Below are 20,383 nucleotides of genomic sequence, written 5' to 3'. Positions count from 1 at the left end.
CAGCTGAGAATAAAGTCGGTGAATAGCGCAGTTTGGTCGCGCATCCCAGGGTTTTGGGAATAGCGGACCAGAGGGCGACCCTCGGACAGGGTTCACCATTGTCCAACGATTGTCGGTGAATAGCGCAGTTTGGTAGCGCATCTGGTTTGGGACCAGAGGGTCGGGGGTTCGAATCCCTCTTCACCGACCACTCTTTCAGTGGTAGGTTTTAAACGTGCCACATATTGTCGGTGAATCACGCAGTTTGGTTATGCATCTCAGGATTTTGAGAATAGCGGACCAGAGGGCGACCCTCGGACAGGGTTCACCAGAGTCCAACGATTGTCGGTGAATAGCGCAGTTTGGTCGCGCATCTCAGGGTTTTGAGAATAGCGGACCAGAGGGCGACCCTCGGACAGGGTTCACCAGAGTCCAACGATCGTCGGTGAATAGCGCAGTTTGGTAGCGCATCTGGTTTGGGGCCAGAGGGTCGGGGGTTCGAATCCCTCTTCACCGACCACTCTTTCAGTGGTGGGTTTTAAACGTACCACATGTTGTCGGTGAATCACGCAGTTTGGTTGTGCATCTCAGGATTTTGAGAATAGCGGACCAGAGGGCGACCCTCGGACAGGGTTCACCAGAGTCCAACGATAGTCGGTGAATAGCGCAGTTTGGTAGCGCATCTGGTTTGGGACCAGAGGGTCGGGGGTTCGAATCCCTCTTCACCGACCACTATATGAAGCCCCGGTCAACTGACCGGGGCTTTTCCGTTTTACGGTCTGTCATTTTGTGGTTTCCTTCGTATAGGGTTTACCACAGTCCAACAATTGTTGGTGAATCACGCAGTTTGGTCGCGCATCCATAGCCTTGGAGTCGGCTTTTGGGAATAGCGGACCAGAGGGCCGGGTACGGAAGGCCGCCCCGTCCGAATCCCTCTTCACCGACCACTATATGAAGCCCTGGTCAACTGACCAGGGCTTTTCCGTTTTACGGTCTGTCATTTTGTGGTTTCCTTCGTATAGGGTTTACCACAGTCCACCAATTGTTGGTGAATCACGCAGTTTGGTCGCGCATCTCAGGATTTAGGGAATAGCGGACCAGAGGGCCGGGTACGGAAGGCCGCCCCGGCCGAATCCCTCTTCACCGACCACGATACGAAGCCCCGGTCAACTGACCGGGGCTTTTCCGTTTTACGCTCTGTCATTTTGTGGTGTCCTTCGCCTAGGGTTTGCCACAGTCCAACAATTGTTGGTGAATCACGCAGTTTGGTCGCGCATCTCAGGATTTAGGGAATAGCGGACCAAAGGGTCGGGCACGGAAGGCCGCCCCGTTCGAATCCTTCTTCACTGATCACGATACGAAGCCCCGGTTATTCGATCGGGGCTTTTTCCGTTTGGTGGGTTGGGGTTAGTCCCCTTGGACAGGGTTCACCCAGCCCAAAGATTGTCGGTGAATCGCGCAGTTTGAGAGCTTCTGGGAGTTCAGGGAGCAGATTGCTGTCGACAGATAAAAAAACAGCCCGGTGTTCGGGCTGTTTGCATTGAATATCGAATTAGCGGGATTCCAGCCAGCGTGGAATCAAAGTGGCGTATGTCTGCTGGAATTGGGTAAAGCTGGTGACTTCGCCATTGGCTTTGGCGCTGATCTCGTCAAAGCGGGCAGCAAAAGCCGTTTCGAGCTCGTTGGACATGACGCAATCACCGGTGTAATTGACACCATCGCCGACAAAGCCCTCACAGCCATTTTGGGTTGGTGTGCTGTTGACGTGCCAGCGATCACTCTGGAAGAATGCCTCGACATAACCCGGTCCCCAACCTTTTTCCGCCAGGTAATGAATTGTAGTGGCGAACAGATCATAGTCTTCATACCCGCCCAGGTTACCTGTGGCCATATCCAGCATGGTGTTGTTATATTTCTCGTGCTTGGCATGCCAAGTGCCGAGAGCCATCGGTTGCTTGCCGGTAATGACTTCCGCCATCCCTTCAACAAACCAGCTTGGATTGATGTTGTAGCCGCGTTGGTTGCCGTTCATTTGTGAATCAATGATGTGGGCCAGTTCATGCTTGAGCAGGCCGAACTCGTAGACGCCACCGTGCGTGTTGCGTTGGAACGCACTGATTTCACTGCCCTGACCACCGGCGACTGAGTTGGTGCCTTCTTTCAGACAGATCCCCAGTTTATTAAGGTGGCTGTGCTTGATCAGTGCCGCCGGTTCCAGATTCAGGTGACTGGCGATCATCTCCAGGCTGACTTCAGCAATGGCCGCGATGCGCTGCATGTCGGCCAGTGGAATGTTGTCATTTTCTCCAGCGATTTCAAAATGCGCACTGGTGTATGCAGGCCGTGCGCTACAGTCCACCATAATATTATTTGAGCGATCAATATACAGCCCGCTATCCTGGCTGGCGCTTTTTGGGGTCAGGGACGGGACGGCATTCATACGTTGTTGGAGCTCGGCAAATGACGTGCTGTGCGTTGCGCCCCAGCCCAGGGATTTACCATTGACGCTGCCGTTTTCGTCTTCTTCACCACACCCAGTCAGCGCCAGGACAACGGATAAAGCCAGTAAAGATGTTTTTTTCATGTAAACCTTTGAAATCTTGCATATATGAGGTTTACATCATAGTTTTAAAAACAATACTGTCAATTAGATGCACATTGACTTGGCTGGCTTTGGCTCAATTGTGTGATGCGAAATCCTCTTTGCTCCAGTAGTGACGGCACGCCGGACGGGCCAATCAGGTGCATCGCACCGACCACAACCAGAAAAGAGCCTTGTTGATAGGCGGGAGATTCACTGAGCTGGGCTGTCCAGTCATGGTTGCGCTGGTCGATCAGCAGGTGATTGGTTGTGTCACTGTAGCGGCTGTCTTCCAGGAGCTGTTGCATCTGGTGGTGATCGCCATGCTGCCAGGCTGAAAGCATGCATTGGAGCTGGGATTGCATGTCCTGCCAGTCATACAGGGTGGTGCGCAGCAGGCTTTGGCCGTGGTCTGGCAGGTTTTCCATCATCGCCAGTTGCTGCTGGAGACTTTCCAGTTCAAAGATGGGTTTGTTGTCTGCTTTGGCACGATGCAGCAGGGTGATATCGATCCCTTGCTCTGCGCTTAAACCAGCTTGAGTGGCCATGACATTTTGTAGTTGGATGGCGGCCAGCCAGGGCGGGCTATGGAGCAGCGACAGGTAGGGGAGTCGGGTTTGCTCGGCGATATCACGCAGTTGGCGTTTTTCCTGTTTGCTCAGCAGTGTCTCGTTGGTCGGGAGAGCACGGTTGAGGGATACATCAGCCGGTTTCAGAATGTCGGCTTCGACAATCAGGCCGTTCGCTGCGGGCCAGTGATCCCAGAAGACTTGCGGCAATGGGTACAGGGCGGATTTTCCGGCATGGATAGAGCCCAGCAGGATAAACTGTCGTTGCTGTTTTTGTGCCAGCCAAACCTGAGGCTCTGCCAGGGCAGGTGCCGCGATAAAGGGCAGGAACAGCAAGGCTTTGGTGAAGAGTGATTTCAGCATAGACATTCTGATACCAGAAGCAGAGAACTGATACGGTTATATCAGTTCTCTGTTGGCAGGGCGAGTCTGTCGCTATGTTCCTGTTATCAATCCCGAGAAATGGGATTTAGCTTTTGCTGTCAGGATGCAGCCAGAACCACCAGACAATCAGGGCAATGGCCGCGAGGCCGAGTACTGCAATCATAGGTTTCTCCTTATTGATGATGGTTGCGGTTGGGCTTGAATAAACGCAGGCGGTTCGCGTTACTAACCACGGTAATGGAGGACAAAGCCATCGCCGCGCCGGCAATGACCGGACTGAGCAGGGTGCCGGTCAGCGGATAGAGGATCCCCGCAGCAACCGGGATCCCCAGGCTGTTGTAGATAAAGGCCCCGAACAGGTTTTGTTTCATGTTTTTCAGGGTCGCGCTGCACAGTTGCAACGCATCGGCAACACCATGGAGTGAGTGGCGGATCAGGGTCAGTTGGGCACTTTCGATGGCCACGTCACTGCCGCTGCCCATCGCAATACCGACTTCGGCCTGAGCCAGTGCCGGCGCGTCGTTGATCCCGTCGCCCACCATGGCGACACGCTTGCCCTGTTGTTGGAGTTCGGCGATTTTCGCCGCTTTGCCGTCCGGCAGGACACTGGCGATCACAGTGTCAATGCCTGCCTGGCGGGCGATGGCATTGGCCGTTGTTTCCGTATCCCCGGTCAGCATGACCACGTTCAGCCCCATCCGGTGCAGCCGCTCAATGGCTTCAACCGAATCGCTGCGCAGCGGATCGCTGACCCCGAGCAGGCCGACGAGCTGGTCCCCGAGAGCCAGGTAGATCGGTGTCGCTCCTTGTTCGGCAATGGCTTGCACGTCTTCAGCGGCTGCCGCGACCTCAATTTGGTGCTTGGCCATCAGCTTCTGGTTGCCCAGCAGCACGCGCTGCCCATCAACGTTACCGGCCACCCCGTAACCCGGCAACGCTGCAAAATCCGACTGCGCCGAGAGGGTGAGTGAGCGCTCAGAGGCGGCCTGGCAAATGGCTTTGGCCAGTGGGTGCTCTGAGCCTTGTTCCAGGCTGGCAGCCAGTTGGAGCAACTGTGCTTCATCAGACTGATAGGCTTTGAGGGTGGTAACTTGTGGTTTGCCTTCGGTCAGGGTTCCGGTTTTATCGACCACGACTGTGTCGATATTGGCCGCCAGTTGCATGGCTTCGGCATTGCGGATCAGGACGCCGTATTCGGCAGCCCGTCCGACGCCGACCATTACGGACATTGGCGTGGCCAGTCCCAGGGCACACGGACAAGCGATGATCAGGACCGTGGTTGCGGCCACCAGCATGTAAACCGAAGAAGGAGCCGGGCCGACGTAGTACCAGATCATGGCGGTCACAATGGCGATAATCATTACCGCGGGCACGAAAATGGCGGAGACGGTATCGGCCAGCCGGGCCAGCGCCGGTTTGCTGTTCTGTGCTTCGCGAACCAGGTTGATGATCCGCGCCAGCATGGTGTCGCTGCCAATCTGCTCGGCACGGAACAGCAGGCTGCCGTTCTGGTTGATGGTACCGGCATGGAGTTTGTCACCCGGCTGCTTATTGGCCGGCAACGGCTCCCCGGTCAGCATGGACTCGTCCAGGTAGCTCTGGCCTTCTTCAATGGTGCCGTCGACCGGGACCTTGGCGCCGGGGCGGAGCCGGAGCAGAGCGCCGGTTTCGATCTCGGCCAGCGGCACTTCTTTCTCCCCGCTCGGGGTCACCAGGATGGCGGTTTGCGGCTGCAGATCAATTAGTTGCTCCAGCGCTTTGGAGGTCCGGCTTCTGGCCCGGGCTTCCAGCGCATGTCCCAGTGTGATCAGACCGAGGATCATCACCGAGGCCTCAAAATAGACGTGCCGGGCCTGCTCCGGGAAGAGTTCCGGCAACAGCACCACCACGGTTGAGTAGAGCCAGGCGGCACCGGTGCCCAGAGCGACCAGGGTATCCATCGTCGCGCGATGGTGCCGGAACGCTTTCCAGGCGTTGACGAAGAAGTGGCGGCCGATGGTGTAGAGCATGACAAAGGTGACGAGGCCGACAGCGCCCCAGCCCAGCTGGCTGGCGGTGGAGGTGATCATCATACTGCCACCGAAGATCCCCCAGCCCATCATCGGTAGTCCAGCACCAAGGGCAATCAGCGAGTTGCGCAGGTGACGGCGATACAGCTGGGCATTTTCGGCCTGTTGCCGCTCCCGGCGACTGTGCTCGTCCTCGCTCAGCTCAGCACCATAACCGGCATCGGTGATGGCGGTTATGAGGCGCTCTACCGGCGCATCCCCGGCGACCAGGGCAGTACGCTCGGCCAGGTTGACACTGGCGCGGGTCACGCCGGGGACATTGCGGATCGCTTTCTCGACCGAAGCCACACAGCTGGCGCAGGTCATGCCGCTCAGCATCAATTGAATACTCTGCTCTCCGGGCGCTGCCGGGGCATTGTCCGTAGTGTCTGGTACGACGACGTCGGCCGGTGCTGCCGATGGGGCCGTTTCTGTTCCGGTCTCGGCTTTTTTCTCTGTTTCCATATCCGGCGGCGTGGTGAGGGTTGCCTGGTAGCCTAGTTGCTCAATGGCGGCAATGACCGCGGCCGCTTCACCGCTGGTGGTGATGTCAGCTCGGGTTTTGCTGACCTGATAAGCAGAGACATCCGGTTGCTCGGCCAGGGCTTGCTCGACTTTGGCGACGCATTTGCCGCAGCTCAGGCCACTCAGTGCCAGGTGAAGTTGTGCCGGGGCGGGGACCTGGTAGCCGGTGCGCTCGATCAGGGCCACAGCATCGTCCCGGGTCAGAATGCCGACGATTTCGGCCTGGGTTTTGCTGACCGTGAACCGGCTGATGTTCGGGTTCTCAGCAAAGGCTTGTTCGAGCTTAGCAACACATTTGCCGCAGGATAAACCTTGAAGCGGCAACACGTGGTGATAACCGGCTTCATAACCCAGCTCGGTGATCGCTTCGATAATCGGTGTGAGCGCGCTGTCCCCCTGAATGATCGCCTGTCGGGTATCGACGGTCACTGAATCAACACCGGGGAGGGTGCTGAGGGATGTCTGGATTTTTCCTGCGCAGTTCATACACCGAACTTTGCTGAGCGGAAGAATATATTCGGTCATATCTCTATCCTTGGTTATGTTGAGGTCCTGAATCGCAGGGGTCGGGACGATTCTTTCTGTCGTTATTAAAAATGATAAACCTTCCAGAAAGTGGAAGGTCAAAATAAATTTTCACATTATTAATCAGTGTCGGATTTCTCCCGACGAACCCTTGTATCTGGCGCCGGAAGGTCGCAAGATACATTGAAACCTTCCAGAAACCGTAAGGATGGATGATGAATATCAGTGAAGTGGCAGCCAAAACCGGTTTGAACACCAAAACAATTCGATTTTATGAGGAAAAAGGGGTGATCACCCCACCGTCCCGTGCCAGCAATGGCTACCGGCGCTATGGCGATCGGCAGCAGAATGAATTGTTGTTGATCCGCCGTGCCCGGCTGGTGGGCTTTTCCCTGGATGAATGTCGGGAGTTACTGGCGTTCTCGCGGGATCCGGCGCGCCGCAGCGCAGATGTCAAAGCCAAAGCCGAGCAGAAGCTGGCCGAAATCGACGGCAAGATCCAGGAGCTACTGGAAATGAAGGCGACGCTGACCACGCTGACGGAGCAGTGTCCGGGCGATAGCGGTGCGCAATGTCCGATTATTGAAGGGCTGTGCTGTGCGTCGGAGCCTGCGCGTTAACGCTCATTCCCCTTGCTACACCAGAACCTGCAGGCCACGCGCGGGTGGCCTGCGGCGATGAAAGCGATTAATACAGCAGCGAGTACAGCTGGCGACGGTAGGTACTTGCCATCGCATTCCCCTGGCCGAGTGCCGAGAGCAGATCCATCATGGTTTTCTTGGCGTTGCCATCGGCAAAGTTCATGTCCTTGCGCAGGATGGTGATCAGCAATTCCAGCGCTTCCTGGGCCCGATCCACCTGGCTGTACTGCACGGCCAGCTCATAGGTGACTTGAATATTATCCGGTTCGGCCGCCAGCCGCTCTTCCAGCAGGCGGATTTCCGGTGAGTCGCTGGCTTGTTTATGCAACTCTAGTTTAGCCATGAGGCCTTTGTACTTGGCGTCCTGATCCTGCATCGGCACGGTTGCCAGCAGGGTTTCGGCTTCATCATACTGTGAGGTTGCGACCAGGCATTCGGCAATGGCCAGCGTGATCACGCTGTTTTTCTCGAACTTGCCGGCCAGCTCGCGCAGAGTCGGCAGGGCCTGGGCATAATCCTGCTGATCGACTAGCGCCAGCGCTGCTTTCAGCTGCAGCTCTTCCTGACTGGGCAGATGTTTGCTCAGCATGGCACGCAGACTTTCATTGGTTTGCGGTCCGGCGGCACCGTCGACTGGCTGGCCGTTTTTAAACAGGGCTACAGTCGGCAGGCCACGAACGCCAAACTGAGCAGCGACCATCTGCTGTCTTTCGCAATCCAAGGTCGCCAGGATCAGCTGTCCCTGATATTCCGAGACGATTTGCTCCAGAAGTCGGTTCACATCCGCCGTTTCCGGCATGGACGGTGCCCAGAAACTGATGACCACCGGGGTCTGCATGGATTGTTCGATGGTCTGCTGTAGGTTCGTTTCGTTCAGTTCGATCGCAAGATTTTCGTACATGGGGCTGCTCTTTGATGTTTTGGCCTATGGAGATCGATATGGGGGATAAAGCGAGAAAGATCAAGGGAGCAGCCTGCCCGGGATAAAAAAGGAGAGCCTCGCTCTCCTTTTTTATGGATGTAACGTCAACAGCAATGCGAGTGTCACGCAGACACAGAGGAAATTAATTCTGCTTAACGTCATGATGATACCTGTTAGTCTGAGTCTGTTAACCGTTGATAATCCCAATCGTCGTAAATAACTGGTCATCCTAGCTTGTTAAAACGCTCGATAACTACGTTAGAATTTTTGATTGTAGAATGACTACTTATCGAAAAATTCCGCCTTGTTCTCAAGCATTTTTCCTACGCTATATCTGATCACTTACTTACTGTGATTGGTATAAGACTCCGGGGAGTCTGCTTTCAAATTACAGGGCTAATATACAAATCCAATATGACAGGAACATGACGTTTACTCTCTTTTTCGATGAAATGCTTGCCACTCGTCCACGAAGGATGCTTTTTCCGGGTTCAGGCGTTGAATTCCGGAATTAGAAACTGAGAGAGCGGCAAAGCGATTTCAGGTTTTTGGCTGTTTTATGGGTTTATTTTCAGTGTTTTAGCGTTTTTAGGCCGAATTTCTGGTGTTTACCCATTTTGTTTAATCACTCTGGCTTAATAACTTGTCCAACCAGACCGTCGGTAAAACACGACGTAAAAAGCCGAAAATATAGGTTGGCTGGGTGACGTAATAACGGGATTTTGGCTGTTTACTGTGAATAATGGCTTGTAACGGCTTTAATACGGCTTCAGGCGACAGAGTGAAACGGCTGGAAGGTGATGATTTTCCCAGACGCTCCAGGGTCTTTCGGTAGCTGGCCTGGTGGCGGGAGGCTGCCATATCGATGTGTTGTTCAAACTGCAGTTTGGCATTTTCCCGAAACCGGCTCTCGATCGGACCGGGCTCAATCAGGCTGATGTGGATCGGGGTACCCTGTAATTCAAGACGTAAGGTGTCGGTATAGCCTTCCAGGGCAAATTTGCTGGCATTGTAGGCCCCGCGAAATTTCATCGCGACCAATCCCAGTACCGAGCTGTTTTGTACAATTTTGCCGCCGCCCTGAGCCAGCATCAGCGGGATCACCGCCCGGGTCAGTTCGTGCCAGCCAAACAGGTTGGTTTCAAACTGCTGGCGCAGGGCATCTGTCGGCAGATCTTCCAGCGCGCCGGGTTGACCATAGGCGGCGTTGTTAAATAGGACATCAATGCGGCCGCCGGTGAGCGCCAGACAAGCCGTCACACCTTGTTGAATTGATTCGGGATCAGCCAGGTCGAGCCGGACACAGTGCAGGCCCTCGTCCTGGAGTCGCGCAACATCATCCGGATGGCGACAACTGGCCACAACGGTATAACCGGCCTGGTGCAGCTGTTTGGCGCAGTGATAGCCGATCCCGCTGCTACAGCCGGTGATCAGGATGCTCTCTTTCATGATGGTTCCTTCAAAACGTCGGGGAGAGCACCATTGTTCCTGATTTCAATCGGTTTTTAAACGATTACGGACGTGCGTGGCGGGCGTGATCGCCTGACTCAGTAGCCGACGGCGCTGCCGTTGACATCGACAACATTACAGTTGACCCCGCCGAGCTCGTTGCAGGTGTTCAGCGCTGCGGCCTGGGCATCCTGGATTGAGCCGGCGGACCAGGCGGCACCAGCTACTTTATTGATGCCAATCGCATAGGCTTTATTGCCCGGTTGATCCCGGTATTCCTGAAACAGCGAGTAGGTGGTGTATTCGCCCGAACTACAGCCACCGAGGATAGACAGGACTGCGCAAAGTCCCATAACGTTCATACTTAACTTCAACATCATGTCTGACTTCCTGTTGCTTATCATCAGATCAAGCTTAGTCAAAGTGAGGGGAAAAAATTATCCTCAGCGCAAAATAGTTCTACTTACAGGTGTGCCCCGGTTACAGGTGCGGGGCCAGCTCGGATGCCATAAAGGCGGCAATCCAGGGTTGCGCTTCCGAAGTCGGGTGCAGGCCGTCCTCCATCATCCATTCGGGCTTGAGGATCACCTGCTCGAGGAAGAACGGCAGCAGCGGGGCCTCGTACTGTTGGCTGAGCGCCGGGTAAATCTGGCTGAAACTATCGCTGTAGCGTTTGCCGTAGTTAGGTGGGATGCGGATTTGCATCAGCATCGCCTGCGCGCCCTGATCATGGATCTGAGTGATCATCTGTCGCAGGTTGTTGCGTATTGTTGTGGGAGGGAACCCGCGCAGCCCGTCATTGGCACCGAGCTCGATGATCACATAATCCGGCTGATGCCGTTTGAGCAGTTGCGGCAGCCGGGCCAGCCCGTTGCCGGTGGTATCGCCGGAGATACTGGCGTTCACGACCTTAATTTCATGACCCTGGGCGATCAGGATCGGTTCGAGCAACACCGGCCAGCTTTTTTCGGCCGGCATCCGGTATCCGGCACTCAGGCTGTCACCGAGAACCAACAGAGTGGTAGAGTAGGCGTTGAGTGAGAAAAAAATGAACAAGACAACTGAAAGGATTCGCATCATGTCAACTTCCGTGATTAAGGCCAAATCGGTATCCAAGCAGGTGACGACTGCGTCATCACAGCTCACCATTTTGCAGGATGTTTCCCTCGAGGTCGAGCAGGGCGAAGCCATTGCCCTGGTCGGCGTCTCCGGTTCCGGGAAGTCGACCCTGATGACGCTGCTGGCCGGGTTGGATATTCCGAGCAGTGGTGAAATCGAACTGCTGGGTCAGCCGTTGTCCCAACTGGATGACGAAGCGCGGGCGGCGCTGCGCAGTGATGCGATCGGCTTTGTGTTTCAGAGCTTTCTGTTGGTGCCGTCGCTCAGCGCGCTGGAGAATGTGATGCTGCCGGCGATCATCCGCGAAGAGGCCGGAGATGAAGTACGGGCTGCCGAGCTGTTGCGTCAGGTCGGGCTGGAGGGGCGGGAGAGTCACTTGCCGTCGCAGCTCTCCGGCGGGGAACAACAGCGGGTCGCCCTGGCGCGGGCCTTTATGACTCGGCCGCGGATCCTGTTTGCCGATGAGCCCACCGGTAACCTGGATCAGCACACGGCCGCAACCGTGATTGATTTGCTGTTTGCCCTCAACCGCGATCACGGGACGACCCTGGTGCTGGTGACCCATGATCCGCAGCTGGCACAGCGGTGCGATCGCACCTTACGGATCCAGGGCGGCAGCGTGGAGGCAGCATGAGTGAAATGAGTGATACACGAGCTTTGACCAAACCGGCGCACGCTTCCATGCTGCTGAAATGGAGCTGGCGCGAACTCTGGCACGGCCAGCTCTGGCCGGTGGCCGTGGCCCTGACGTTAATTATTGCCTGTGTGTTTGCCCTGGCAGCGCTGGTGGTGCGGGTCGAGAAGATCATGGTCGATCAGGGGCGTTCCATGATTGCGGCCGATCTGGTCTTTCGCTCCGCTGATCCAATCGCCGAGCCGCTGCTGACGCAGGCACAATCACTGGGGCTGACTATCTCGCAGCAAACTCGGTTCGGCACCATGGCGTTCAGTGACGCCCAGATGCAGCTGGTGAGTGTCAAGGCGGTGGACAGCCGCTTCCCGCTGCGGGGCGAGTTGATCCTGCAAGGCGAGCAGCGTCATAGCCAAGTCCGGCCCGGGGAGTTGTGGCTGTCGGAGCGGCTGTTTTCGCTGCTGGCGGTGAAGCCGGGCGATGCGGTGTCAATTGGCGATGCGACCCTGACCGTCAGCGGGCATATCGTGTCGGAGCCGGAGCTGTCTTTTAACCCGTTCAGTCAGATGCCGGCCGTGCTGATCCACGCCAGTGATCTGGCCAAAACCGGGGCCATTCAGCCGGGCAGCCGGGTACGGTTCCTGGCCTATTTCAACGGGCCGGATGCTCAGTTGAAACAATTGCAGCAGGCGGTGACCCTGGCCCCGGGACAGCGCTGGATCAGTGAAACCACGCAGGGCCAGACCGGAGAGATGATTGAGCGCGCGCGCCAGTATCTTTCGCTGACCCTGTTTCTGGTGATCCTGATGGCCACCGCGACCTTGGTTCTGACTTGTCTGCATTACAGTGCAACCCGGGTTGAAGCAGTGGCGATGATGAAAAGCCTCGGCGCCAGCAAACGCTGGCTGTGGCGTTGGCTGGCCCGCCAGCTGGTGATGCTGTTTGCCATCGCGGCGATTGCCGGGCTGAGCCTGGGCGGGTTGCTTGAGTTTCTGCTGCGCCTGCCGCTGGCGGATGTGCTGCCGGATCCGCTGCCGGAGATGGGGATGATGCCTGTCGCCGCAAGCCTGTTGGTCGCGCTGCTGGTGGCGATCCCCGGGATGGGGATTTCCCTGCTGCGTCTGGTGGATGCCCCGGCGATTTCAGTGATCCAGCAGCAAGTAGCATGGCCGAAAAAACGTCAAGGCTACGCGCTGATTGCATTGCCGGTGATCGCGGCCCTGCTGTGGTTCGGCAATAACAAGTTTATGTGGCTGACCCTGGCCGGCCTCGCGGCCCTCTTTCTCGTGTTGGCGGCGCTCGGATTGGGGTTGGTGGGGCTGCTCAAACGCGGCACCTGGCGCAGTGCCGTGCGGCTGGCATTGAGCCGGATCAGCCGCAGCCCGCTGGCCACCGGCGCGCAACTGGCCGCTTTGACCAGCTCCCTGATGCTGCTGGCGGTGATCTGGCTGCTGCGCACGGACCTGCTGGCCGACTGGCAGCAAACGCTGCCGGCTGATGCGCCGAATGTGTTTGCGCTGAACATCAGCCCGCAGGAGCAGGCCCGGTATCTGGCGGAGCTTGATAACAACCAAGTGGCGCGTTCGGACAGTTACCCGGTGATCCGCGGCCGGTTAACGGCTATCAACCAGCAAGACATGCTGGCGGTTTCTCGTGAGGAGCGGGATGAGTCGTTGCGCCGTGAACTGAACCTGACCTGGCGTGAATCAATGCCGGCCCACAATACGCTGCTGTCGGGGACATGGACGACGCAGTCGGGCGTGTCGGTGGAATCCGGCCTTGCCGAGCGGCTCGGGATTGAACTGGGCGACGAGCTGACCTTTACCGTCAACAGTCAGCCGTTCAGCGCGACGGTCACCAGCTTGCGTCAGGTCGAGTGGCGCAATATGCGGCCGAACTTCTATTTTATTTTTACCCCGGATGTGATGGCGGATCTGCCGGCCACCTGGCTGTTGAGTTATCGGATTGAAGCGGATCAGGATGCGCTGATCAATCAGCTCGGCCGGGATTTCCCGACGGTCACCCTGCTGGATTTACGGATCATGGCGACCCGGATCCAGGCCATTTTGCAGCAGGTCTCGCTGTCGCTGTCGGTGCTGGCGGCGCTGGGGGTCTGCAGCGGCCTGTTGCTGGTGCTGACTCTGCTGCGGCTCAGCCTGTCGCAGCGGGCGCAGGAAATCCAGCTCTATCGCACCCTGGGGGCGAGTCGCAAGCGTATTTCGGCGACACTCTGGAGCGAGTACGGGATCATGGCACTGCTGGCCGGGGTCATGGCTGCCGTCGGCGCTGAAGTGGTGATGGCGTCCCTGATGACCTGGGGATTTGAGCTGCCGGTCCGGGCGCATTCCGTGTTGTGGCTGGTGCTGCCGCTGTTGTCGCTGGCGCTGGTGGTGGTCATCATCCGCACCATGATCCGTCAGCTGCTGTTGCCGCTCCGAGGCTAGCGGCAACGATGATGATGCTGACATGCGCGAGGTGAACCGGAAGTCCGGCGTCAGACGCCGGACGCATCGATTCGGCTTTTATCTCCGACTGTCTCTTCCAGGGCATGTTCAAGTTTCGGAAAACAGAAGTGAAAGCCGTGATCCTGCAGGCGTTTCGGCAGCGCTCGCTGGCTGTCGAGCAGCAGCGTGGCGGCTTCTCCCAGCCCGAGCCGGAGCAGCCACGCCGGGGTTTTGAAGAAGTGGGGCCGGTGCAGCACCTTGGCCAGAGTTCGGCTGAATTCCTGGTTGGTGACAGGGTTCGGGGCAGTAAAGTTGTAGGCGCCGTTTGCTTCCGGGTGCTTGAGTAAAAACAGGATCCCCTTGACCATATCTTGCAGGTGGATCCAGGGGAAATACTGCTCGCCGGTGCCGATCGGGCCACCGAAGCCGAGCTGGTAGGCCGGTAGCATCCGGGCCAGCGCGCCGCCGTGACGACCCAGTACAATTCCGGTCCGCAGCAGGCAGACCCGGGTGCGTTCCGACTGCGCTGCCTGTGCCGCTTCTTCCCACTGTCGACACACCTGGTGGGCAAAGTCCTGGCAGTTTACCTCCAGGCTTTCGTCAAAACTGCGGGATTGCTGATCGCCGTAAAACCCCACTGCCGAGCCGCTGATAAAAATCTCGGGGGGATTGGTGCCGGCCTTGATTTTGTCGACCAGCTCGCGGGTGATGGTCCAGCGGCTCTGGCAAATCTCCTGCTTCTGTCGATCGGTCCAGCGTTTGTTGATGATGGGCTCGCCAGCCAGGTTAATGACTGCATCGAAGGCGTCCAGGTCCTTCAGCTCATGCAGCGTTTCGATGACGGTGATGTGGTGGCCCAGTTGTTGATAGGCGCGTGCCGGATTGCGACTCAGGACGGTGATCCGTTCATGGGTCAGGTGTGGCAACAGTGCTTTTCCGATAAATCCCGTTCCGCCAGTGACTAAAATGTTCATTCAATTCATGGTCCTTTCCTGAAAACTCAGAGCTCCTGAAAATTCAGATCTCCTGACAACTCAGAGCTCGTGAAAACTCAGGGCTCCTGACAACTAAGAGCTACACATGACTCGATCGAGCCTGATCTAAGTATAAACGAAGATGACTAAATCATTCTAATCAATGAGTTGAGAGTGCTGTGGCCGGGTTCTGATCCGGAGCCGTAACACATGTGTCGTGCGTCACTGGTGGCTGCAAGGGATGTCCGGGGCCCAAGTTAATTATGTGCCTCACCTCTCGACTCGGTAAATGCAAGATGTTTCAAAATGTGAATACCCATTATTGTAATAAGGAATATTGAACGGCGTATTTGGGACCACAGGAGGCAGCATGGCAGCAGTATGGGCAATGATGAAGGCGATGCTCTCCAGCCTGCGTGATCTGTTGCCGATTGTGATGGTGATTGCTTTTTTTCAAGGCGTGGTGCTGCAGCAGCCGTTGCCGGATTGGGGCCCGATCCTGCTGGGCTTGATCCTGGTGGTGGTTGGGCTGACCCTGTTCGTGTTTGGCCTGGAACTGGGGCTGTTCCCGATTGGGGAGTCGATGGCACACGCCTTTGCCAGCAAAGGCAGCCTGATATGGTTACTCATTTTTGCGTTTTGTCTCGGGTTCGGAACGACCGTCGCGGAGCCGGCCCTGACGGCCGTGGCTGCGGAAGCCGCCGATGTGGCGGCCGAAGGCGGTTTGATTGCGACCGATTCGCAGTCCCGGGACGGGTATGCCCATGGCTTGCGCCTGACCGTGGCGTTGTCGGTTGGTGTGGCCATTATGCTGGGGGTGATCCGCATCCTCAAAGGCTGGCCGATCCAGCGATTGATCATCGGCGGTTATCTTACCGTGATGGTCATGACCTGGTTTGCGCCGCCGACGATTGTCGGGATTGCGTATGACTCCGGCGGGGTGACGACCTCGACCATTACCGTCCCTCTGGTCACGGCGCTCGGGGTCGGGCTGGCGTCGTCGATTAAAGGGCGCAATCCCATGGTCGACGGGTTCGGGCTGATCGCCTTTGCCTCGCTGACGCCGATGATTTTTGTGATGGGCTACGGCATGCTGGTGCACTAGGTGAAACGGGATGAGTGAACTATCGTCATTATTGAACCATTTCCTGATCACGCTGGTTGCGACCGTGCGCGATGTCTTGCCGATCGTGGCCATTATTTTCGGGTTCCAGCTGGCGGTATTACGCCGCCCGGTGGTGCACTGGCCCCGGGTCGTTCTGGGATTCGTGTACGTGATCCTGGGGCTGGCCTTGTTTTTGATGGGACTGGAGCTGGCGCTGTTTCCGCTGGGGGAGTCGATGGCCACCCAGCTGACTGCGCTGGACTTCTTGTTTGAGGCCGGAGAAACCATTCCGGCCACCGTGCCCTGGGAAGAGTATTATTGGGTGTATGTGTTCGCCGCGGCGATTGGGTTCAGTACCACCATTGCAGAGCCGTCTCTGATTGCGGTGGCGATCAAGGCCAGTCAGGTCTCGGGCGGCACCATTCGAGTCAATGGCCTGCGGGTGGCGGTTGCCCTGGGCGTAGCGCTGGGGATTGCTCTGGGCAGCTACCGGATTGTGGCCGGCGATCCGCTGCACTATTACATTCTGGTCGGTTACGTCGTGGTGGTGATCCAGACCGGGTTTGCGCCGAAAATGATTGTGCCGCTGGCCTATGATTCCGGCGGGGTCACGACCTCAACCGTCACGGTGCCGATTGTCACGGCGCTGGGGCTGGGGTTGGCCTCGACGGTTCCCGGTCGGAACCCGATGCTCGATGGTTTCGGTTTGATCGCCTTTGCCAGTTTGTTTCCGATGATCACGGTGATGGGCTATGCCCAACTGTCGGTCTGGCTGGGGCGTAAGGAGAGTAACTGATGCGATTTAAACTCTTGGTAGCATTTGTCGAGGATTCAAAAACAGACGCGGTGCTGGATGCCGCCCGGGAAGCCGGCGCGACCGGGGCCACGGTGATCAATAATGCCCGGGGCGAAGGGCTGCACAAGAAAAAGACCTTCCTCGGTCTGAGCCTGGAGGTGCAGCGCGATGTGTTGCTGCTGGTGGTGGAAGAGCACCTGGCCCGCTCCATTTTGGAGACCATTGAGCGGGTCGGGGAGTTTGATTCCGGTGGCGGGCAGGGGATTGCGGTGCAATTGGATGTCGAAGATGCCATCGGGGTCGCCCACCAGGTGGAGACGTTAACCAAAGTTGTGGAGGAAAAGCTATGAGTCAGGCGGAAGCTGTGGTCCGGGTCCGGGATGTCATGATGAATACCTACGCGATCGTGGAGGGGCTGACCACTGTGGCCGAGGCGGTGGCGATCGCCAAGCAGCGCCAGGTCAAAGCCCTGATCGTAAACAAACGCCATGCCGATGATGAGTACGGCATTGTGCTGATGAACGATATCGCGAAGAAGGTTCTGGCGGTGGATCGCTCACCGGAGCGGACCAATGTGTATGAAATCATGACCAAACCGGCCTTGTCCGTCAGTGCCAATATGGATGTCCGCTACTGCGCCCGGCTGTTTGAGCGCTTCGGGATCAGCCGGGCACCGGTGATTGAGGATGGCAAAGTGCTGGGCATGGTCAGCTATAACAACATTGTGTTGAACGGCATGCTGCGGGATTAAAACCTGACTCGCAATGCGGGTTTATCCGATGTAGGATCCCGTTATTGATAGTCCGATAAACGGGTTCCCCGATGAAATTATTTTTTGCTTCCGATCTCCATGGCTGTGCCGACAGCACCCGGGTGATGTTGACCGCCTTTGGGCAAAGTGGCGCTGATCAGCTGATCTTGCTGGGGGATTTGCTCAATCACGGCCCGCGCAATCCCTTGCCGGCCGGGTATGCTCCGACCGAGACGGCGGCGCTGCTGAATCAGTATGCCGATCGCATCATTGCGGTGCGGGGCAACTGCGACAGCGAAGTGGATCAGATGCTGCTCGATTTTCCGATGATGGCGGATTATAACCAGGTGTTGCTGGCCGATGGCCGCCGCCTGTTCCTGACTCACGGCCATCTTTACAACGCTGAGAAACATCCCAAACTGCGGGCCGGGGATGTGATTGTCTCCGGTCATACCCACCTGCCGGTGGCTGAGCAGAAAGAAGATTTGTACCTGCTGAATCCGGGCTCGGTCACCATTCCGCGGGGCGAGCATCCGGCGAGCTATGGTTTATTGGAAAGCAGCGGCTTATTGGAAAGCGGTGGTTTACGTGAACACAGCACCCTGAAAGTGGTGTCGTTTGAGGGTGAGGTGCTGCGTCAGGTCGCTTTAGCTTCTTAGGGTAAGGCTTTAGAGAAAAGCCTTAAGAAAAGGCTTAAGAAAAGCCGTATCGGATAAGACGGAAGACCCGCCTTATCCTTGTCGAAAGCCGGGCATAGGCCACAGCGTCAAGACGTCCGGTCGACATGCCCCAGATCCCGCTCGGGATCGATGATATCCCGGATCCGCTGTTTGAGCTGCTTGGCATCCGGGAATCCGCCGTCTGCTTTTCGCTCCCAAATCCGCTGTTGATTACAGAAAATTTCAAATCGGCCGCCGGTATCCGGATGCAGGCTCAGGGTGTCGATTTCCTCGCTGAAGGTATGGAGCAGCTCCTGGGCCATCCAGGATGAGCGCAGCATCCAGTTACACTGGCGGCAGTAGTAAATGTCGATATGAGCTTTGGTCATTTCCGCAAATCTCCGTCTTTATCAAAATCCAATCAATAACTTCAAGCCGATCAAAAACGTCAGGGTTTCAAAACAGCGTTTGATCAGGGTATTACTTTTCCGGCTGGCCAGATGCGCGCCAAGATAACCGCCCAGCAGGGAGCCGGCCAGTAAAATCGGCAGCCAGGGCCAGTAAATCTCGGCCCCGGCGAGATACATGGCAGCGGCTCCGATGCCGTTCCAGAACAGGCCGACACTGATCATCGTCAGGGCGACGGCCTGCTTGTAGTCAAACCCGAACCAGCGGATCAGAAACAGGGTGACAAACAATCCGCTGCCGGCGGTAAGGGAGCCGTTGAGCACGCCGATGGCGGCCAGGCCGATTCCGCCGATGAGCATCCCACGGGCATCCCGGTGGCGAGGTTGGGCATGCTGGCCGAGGCTGGTTTTGGTTACCGAATAGAGTCCCAGCCCGAGGATCAGCAGGCCGAGCGCGGCTTCAGCTTGTCGCCCCGGCACAAACAGGATCAGATTCGCCCCGGCAATGACACCGGCCATCCCGGCCAGGGGTACAAAGCCGGTCAGCCGCCAGTCGAGCTGACCGCCGCGCAGGTGTTTGACGGCGGCCCCGAGTCCCAGAGCCACACTGGCCACTTTGTGGGTCGCCAGCGCAATGGTAAACGGCAGTCCGAGAAAAATCAGCAGCGGAAACTGGATCAGACCGGCGCCGCCGCCGGACAGCGACGCCAGGGTATTGGAGAGCAACGAGCCGAGAAACAGCCCCAGCGTATTGAGTAAATCCATGGGTATTCGTACAACCTGCATCCTGCAAAGAGACTCACCATAGCGGCTTTTGGTGCCGGGATCTAGCATCAGCCCATGACCGGGCCCAAGAAGTTAAATAGCTCGAAATAGGCGAGTGATAAATTCGTATATTTCGAGGTTTTATTGATCTCGCCGCTTGAATGGCCGTGGGTTTCCGGTCACGATCGCGCTCACATTTTTTACGAACCACGAGTGTCGGGTTTTTCTATGTATCAGAATCAGTTTGATGCGCTGCTGCCGCCCCAGATGGCTGAGCGAGCGGCGGAAATCGGGGTCAGCAAGGCCACCAAAGATCCGGTGAAATCGCTGCTGCTGGCGATCACGGCGGGCATGCATATCGGGATTGCGTTTGTGTTTTACACCACGGTCACCACCGGTGCCGGTGACATGCCCTGGGGGATGTCGCGGTTTGTCGGCGGGCTGGCCTTCAGCCTGGGGCTGATCCTGGTGGTGATCACTGGTGGCGAGCTGTTTACCAGCTCCGTGCTGACGCTGGTGGCCAGAGCCAGCGGCAAAATCAGCTGGCGGAGTTTGTGCCTGAACTGGGGGGTGGTGTATCTCGGCAACCTGATCGGCGCCTTACTGCTGGTCGGGCTGATGCTGATGACCAAGCAGTATCTGTCGGCGAACGGGACGGTGGGGATCAATGCCATGCAAATCGCCCAGCACAAACTGCACCATGAGTTCTGGCAGGCGGTGGCCTTGGGGGTGATGTGTAACGTCCTGGTTTGCGTGGCGGTGTGGATGACCTTCAGTGGCCGGACCCTGACCGATAAAATTCTGGTGATGATCCTGCCGGTGGCCATGTTTGTCTCTTCCGGGTTTGAGCACTGCATTGCCAATATGTTCCAGGTGCCGATGGCGATCGGGATCAAGCATCTGGCAGGGCCGGAGTTTTGGCAGATGAGCGGGATGAGTCCGGCAGATTTTGCCGATCTGACGCTGGGGAACTTTCTTCTCCACAACCTGCTGCCGGTGACCCTGGGCAATATTATCGGCGGCGGTATTTTTGTCGGGATGGGCTATTGGATCATTTACTTACGTGGGCATGAGGACTGATTCTCGTCCGACGTGAAGGGGAGGAAGGG

19 protein-coding genes and 3 tRNA genes are annotated in these 20,383 nt (G+C 57.1%); 12 read left to right on the top strand and 10 right to left on the bottom strand.

The window, feature by feature from the left end; genetic code table 11:
- Positions 1-113 precede the first annotated feature (113 nt).
- The 3 genes from VV869_RS02265 to VV869_RS02255 all read left to right on the top strand — a co-directional run bounded on the left by VV869_RS02265 (position 114) and on the right by VV869_RS02255 (position 711).
- Positions 114-190: transfer RNA gene (locus tag VV869_RS02265), tRNA-Pro, on the top strand.
- Between the two features lie 232 nt (positions 191-422).
- Positions 423-499 (top strand) — tRNA-Pro (locus tag VV869_RS02260).
- 135 nt (positions 500-634) lie between these two features.
- Positions 635-711 (top strand) — tRNA-Pro (locus VV869_RS02255).
- An 820-nt stretch (positions 712-1,531) separates the two neighbouring features.
- On the opposite strand, the gene VV869_RS02250 is transcribed toward VV869_RS02255, so the two are convergent.
- The 3 genes from VV869_RS02250 to VV869_RS02240 form a co-directional block, all read right to left on the bottom strand.
- Positions 1,532-2,563 carry a hypothetical protein gene (locus tag VV869_RS02250; protein ID WP_337733384.1) on the bottom strand — a complete coding sequence of 344 codons (1,032 nt, stop codon included), beginning with the start codon at positions 2,561-2,563 and terminating at the stop codon, positions 1,532-1,534.
- Positions 2,564-2,622: 59 nt separating this feature from the next.
- Positions 2,623-3,492: a TraB/GumN family protein gene (locus VV869_RS02245; protein WP_337733383.1), complete on the bottom strand. Its 870-nt coding sequence runs from the start codon at positions 3,490-3,492 to the stop codon at positions 2,623-2,625.
- A gap of 194 nt (positions 3,493-3,686) precedes the next feature.
- Positions 3,687-6,611, bottom strand: a complete 2,925-nt coding sequence (locus VV869_RS02240; RefSeq protein ID WP_337733382.1) for a cation transporter — start codon at positions 6,609-6,611, stop codon at positions 3,687-3,689.
- 215 nt (positions 6,612-6,826) lie between these two features.
- On the opposite strand from VV869_RS02240, the gene cueR reads away from it, so the two are divergent.
- The gene (cueR, locus tag VV869_RS02235) at positions 6,827-7,231 is read left to right on the top strand and encodes a Cu(I)-responsive transcriptional regulator (protein WP_337733466.1); all 405 of its coding nucleotides are present in this window, start codon (positions 6,827-6,829) and stop codon (positions 7,229-7,231) included.
- 67 nt (positions 7,232-7,298) lie between these two features.
- On the opposite strand, the gene VV869_RS02230 is transcribed toward cueR, so the two are convergent.
- From VV869_RS02230 to tesA, 4 genes are all read right to left on the bottom strand, one after another.
- Positions 7,299-8,153: a co-chaperone YbbN gene (locus tag VV869_RS02230; RefSeq protein WP_337733381.1), complete on the bottom strand. Its 855-nt coding sequence runs from the start codon at positions 8,151-8,153 to the stop codon at positions 7,299-7,301.
- Between the two features lie 642 nt (positions 8,154-8,795).
- Positions 8,796-9,623, bottom strand: a complete 828-nt coding sequence (locus tag VV869_RS02225; protein WP_337733380.1) for an SDR family oxidoreductase — start codon at positions 9,621-9,623, stop codon at positions 8,796-8,798.
- Positions 9,624-9,721: 98 nt separating this feature from the next.
- A complete protein-coding gene (locus VV869_RS02220; RefSeq protein ID WP_337733379.1) occupies positions 9,722-10,003 on the bottom strand; it encodes a hypothetical protein in 282 nt (93 codons plus the stop codon).
- 100 nt (positions 10,004-10,103) lie between these two features.
- Positions 10,104-10,703, bottom strand: coding sequence for a multifunctional acyl-CoA thioesterase I/protease I/lysophospholipase L1 (gene tesA / locus VV869_RS02215; RefSeq protein ID WP_337733378.1), 600 nt, complete (start codon positions 10,701-10,703; stop codon positions 10,104-10,106).
- Here tesA and VV869_RS02210 point away from each other — a divergent pair.
- Both VV869_RS02210 and VV869_RS02205 read left to right on the top strand, forming a co-directional pair.
- Complete coding sequence (locus VV869_RS02210; protein WP_337733377.1) at positions 10,702-11,376, top strand: ABC transporter ATP-binding protein; 675 nt, start codon at positions 10,702-10,704, stop codon at positions 11,374-11,376. The two genes, tesA and VV869_RS02210, sit on opposite strands and share 2 nt — an antisense overlap.
- Positions 11,373-13,817: an ABC transporter permease gene (locus VV869_RS02205; RefSeq protein ID WP_337733376.1), complete on the top strand. Its 2,445-nt coding sequence runs from the start codon at positions 11,373-11,375 to the stop codon at positions 13,815-13,817. Before VV869_RS02210 ends, VV869_RS02205 begins: the two co-directional genes overlap by 4 nt.
- Before the next feature lie 50 nt (positions 13,818-13,867).
- Here VV869_RS02205 and VV869_RS02200 read toward each other — a convergent pair whose 3' ends face one another.
- The gene (locus VV869_RS02200) at positions 13,868-14,791 is read right to left on the bottom strand and encodes a TIGR01777 family oxidoreductase (RefSeq protein ID WP_337733375.1); all 924 of its coding nucleotides are present in this window, start codon (positions 14,789-14,791) and stop codon (positions 13,868-13,870) included.
- A gap of 370 nt (positions 14,792-15,161) precedes the next feature.
- Here VV869_RS02200 and VV869_RS02195 point away from each other — a divergent pair, with 370 nt between their 5' ends.
- The 5 genes from VV869_RS02195 (at position 15,162) to yfcE (ending at position 18,102) form a co-directional block, all read left to right on the top strand.
- A complete protein-coding gene (locus VV869_RS02195; protein WP_337733374.1) occupies positions 15,162-15,896 on the top strand; it encodes a DUF1538 domain-containing protein in 735 nt (244 codons plus the stop codon).
- A 10-nt stretch (positions 15,897-15,906) separates the two neighbouring features.
- Entirely contained in the window at positions 15,907-16,692 is a 786-nt protein-coding gene (locus VV869_RS02190) for a DUF1538 domain-containing protein (RefSeq protein ID WP_337733373.1), read from the top strand.
- Positions 16,692-17,042 carry a P-II family nitrogen regulator gene (locus tag VV869_RS02185; protein WP_337733372.1) on the top strand — a complete coding sequence of 117 codons (351 nt, stop codon included), beginning with the start codon at positions 16,692-16,694 and terminating at the stop codon, positions 17,040-17,042. The genes VV869_RS02190 and VV869_RS02185 overlap by 1 nt, the downstream gene beginning before the upstream one ends.
- Positions 17,039-17,443, top strand: a complete 405-nt coding sequence (locus VV869_RS02180) for a CBS domain-containing protein (RefSeq protein ID WP_337733371.1) — start codon at positions 17,039-17,041, stop codon at positions 17,441-17,443. Before VV869_RS02185 ends, VV869_RS02180 begins: the two co-directional genes overlap by 4 nt.
- Positions 17,444-17,514: 71 nt before the next feature.
- A complete protein-coding gene (yfcE, locus tag VV869_RS02175) occupies positions 17,515-18,102 on the top strand; it encodes a phosphodiesterase (RefSeq protein WP_337733370.1) in 588 nt (195 codons plus the stop codon).
- Between the two features lie 107 nt (positions 18,103-18,209).
- Here yfcE and VV869_RS02170 read toward each other — a convergent pair whose 3' ends face one another.
- Together VV869_RS02170 and VV869_RS02165 are read right to left on the bottom strand one after the other, a co-directional pair.
- Positions 18,210-18,491 carry a SelT/SelW/SelH family protein gene (locus tag VV869_RS02170; RefSeq protein ID WP_261601972.1) on the bottom strand — a complete coding sequence of 94 codons (282 nt, stop codon included), beginning with the start codon at positions 18,489-18,491 and terminating at the stop codon, positions 18,210-18,212.
- Positions 18,492-18,512: 21 nt separating this feature from the next.
- Positions 18,513-19,274 (bottom strand): sulfite exporter TauE/SafE family protein, encoded by a 762-nt coding sequence (locus VV869_RS02165; RefSeq protein WP_337733369.1) that lies wholly within the window; start codon positions 19,272-19,274, stop codon positions 18,513-18,515.
- A 228-nt stretch (positions 19,275-19,502) separates the two neighbouring features.
- Between VV869_RS02165 and focA the strand changes: the two genes are divergently transcribed.
- Entirely contained in the window at positions 19,503-20,354 is an 852-nt protein-coding gene (gene focA / locus VV869_RS02160) for a formate transporter FocA (protein ID WP_337733368.1), read from the top strand.
- Positions 20,355-20,383 lie beyond the last annotated feature (29 nt).

Origin of the sequence: Photobacterium sp. MCCC 1A19761 (assembly GCF_037389125.1) — a bacterium.
GTDB lineage: Bacteria > Pseudomonadota > Gammaproteobacteria > Enterobacterales > Vibrionaceae > Photobacterium.
The sequence above is the reverse complement of the archived record's forward strand: the minus strand, read 5'-3'. Positions and strand labels throughout refer to the sequence as shown.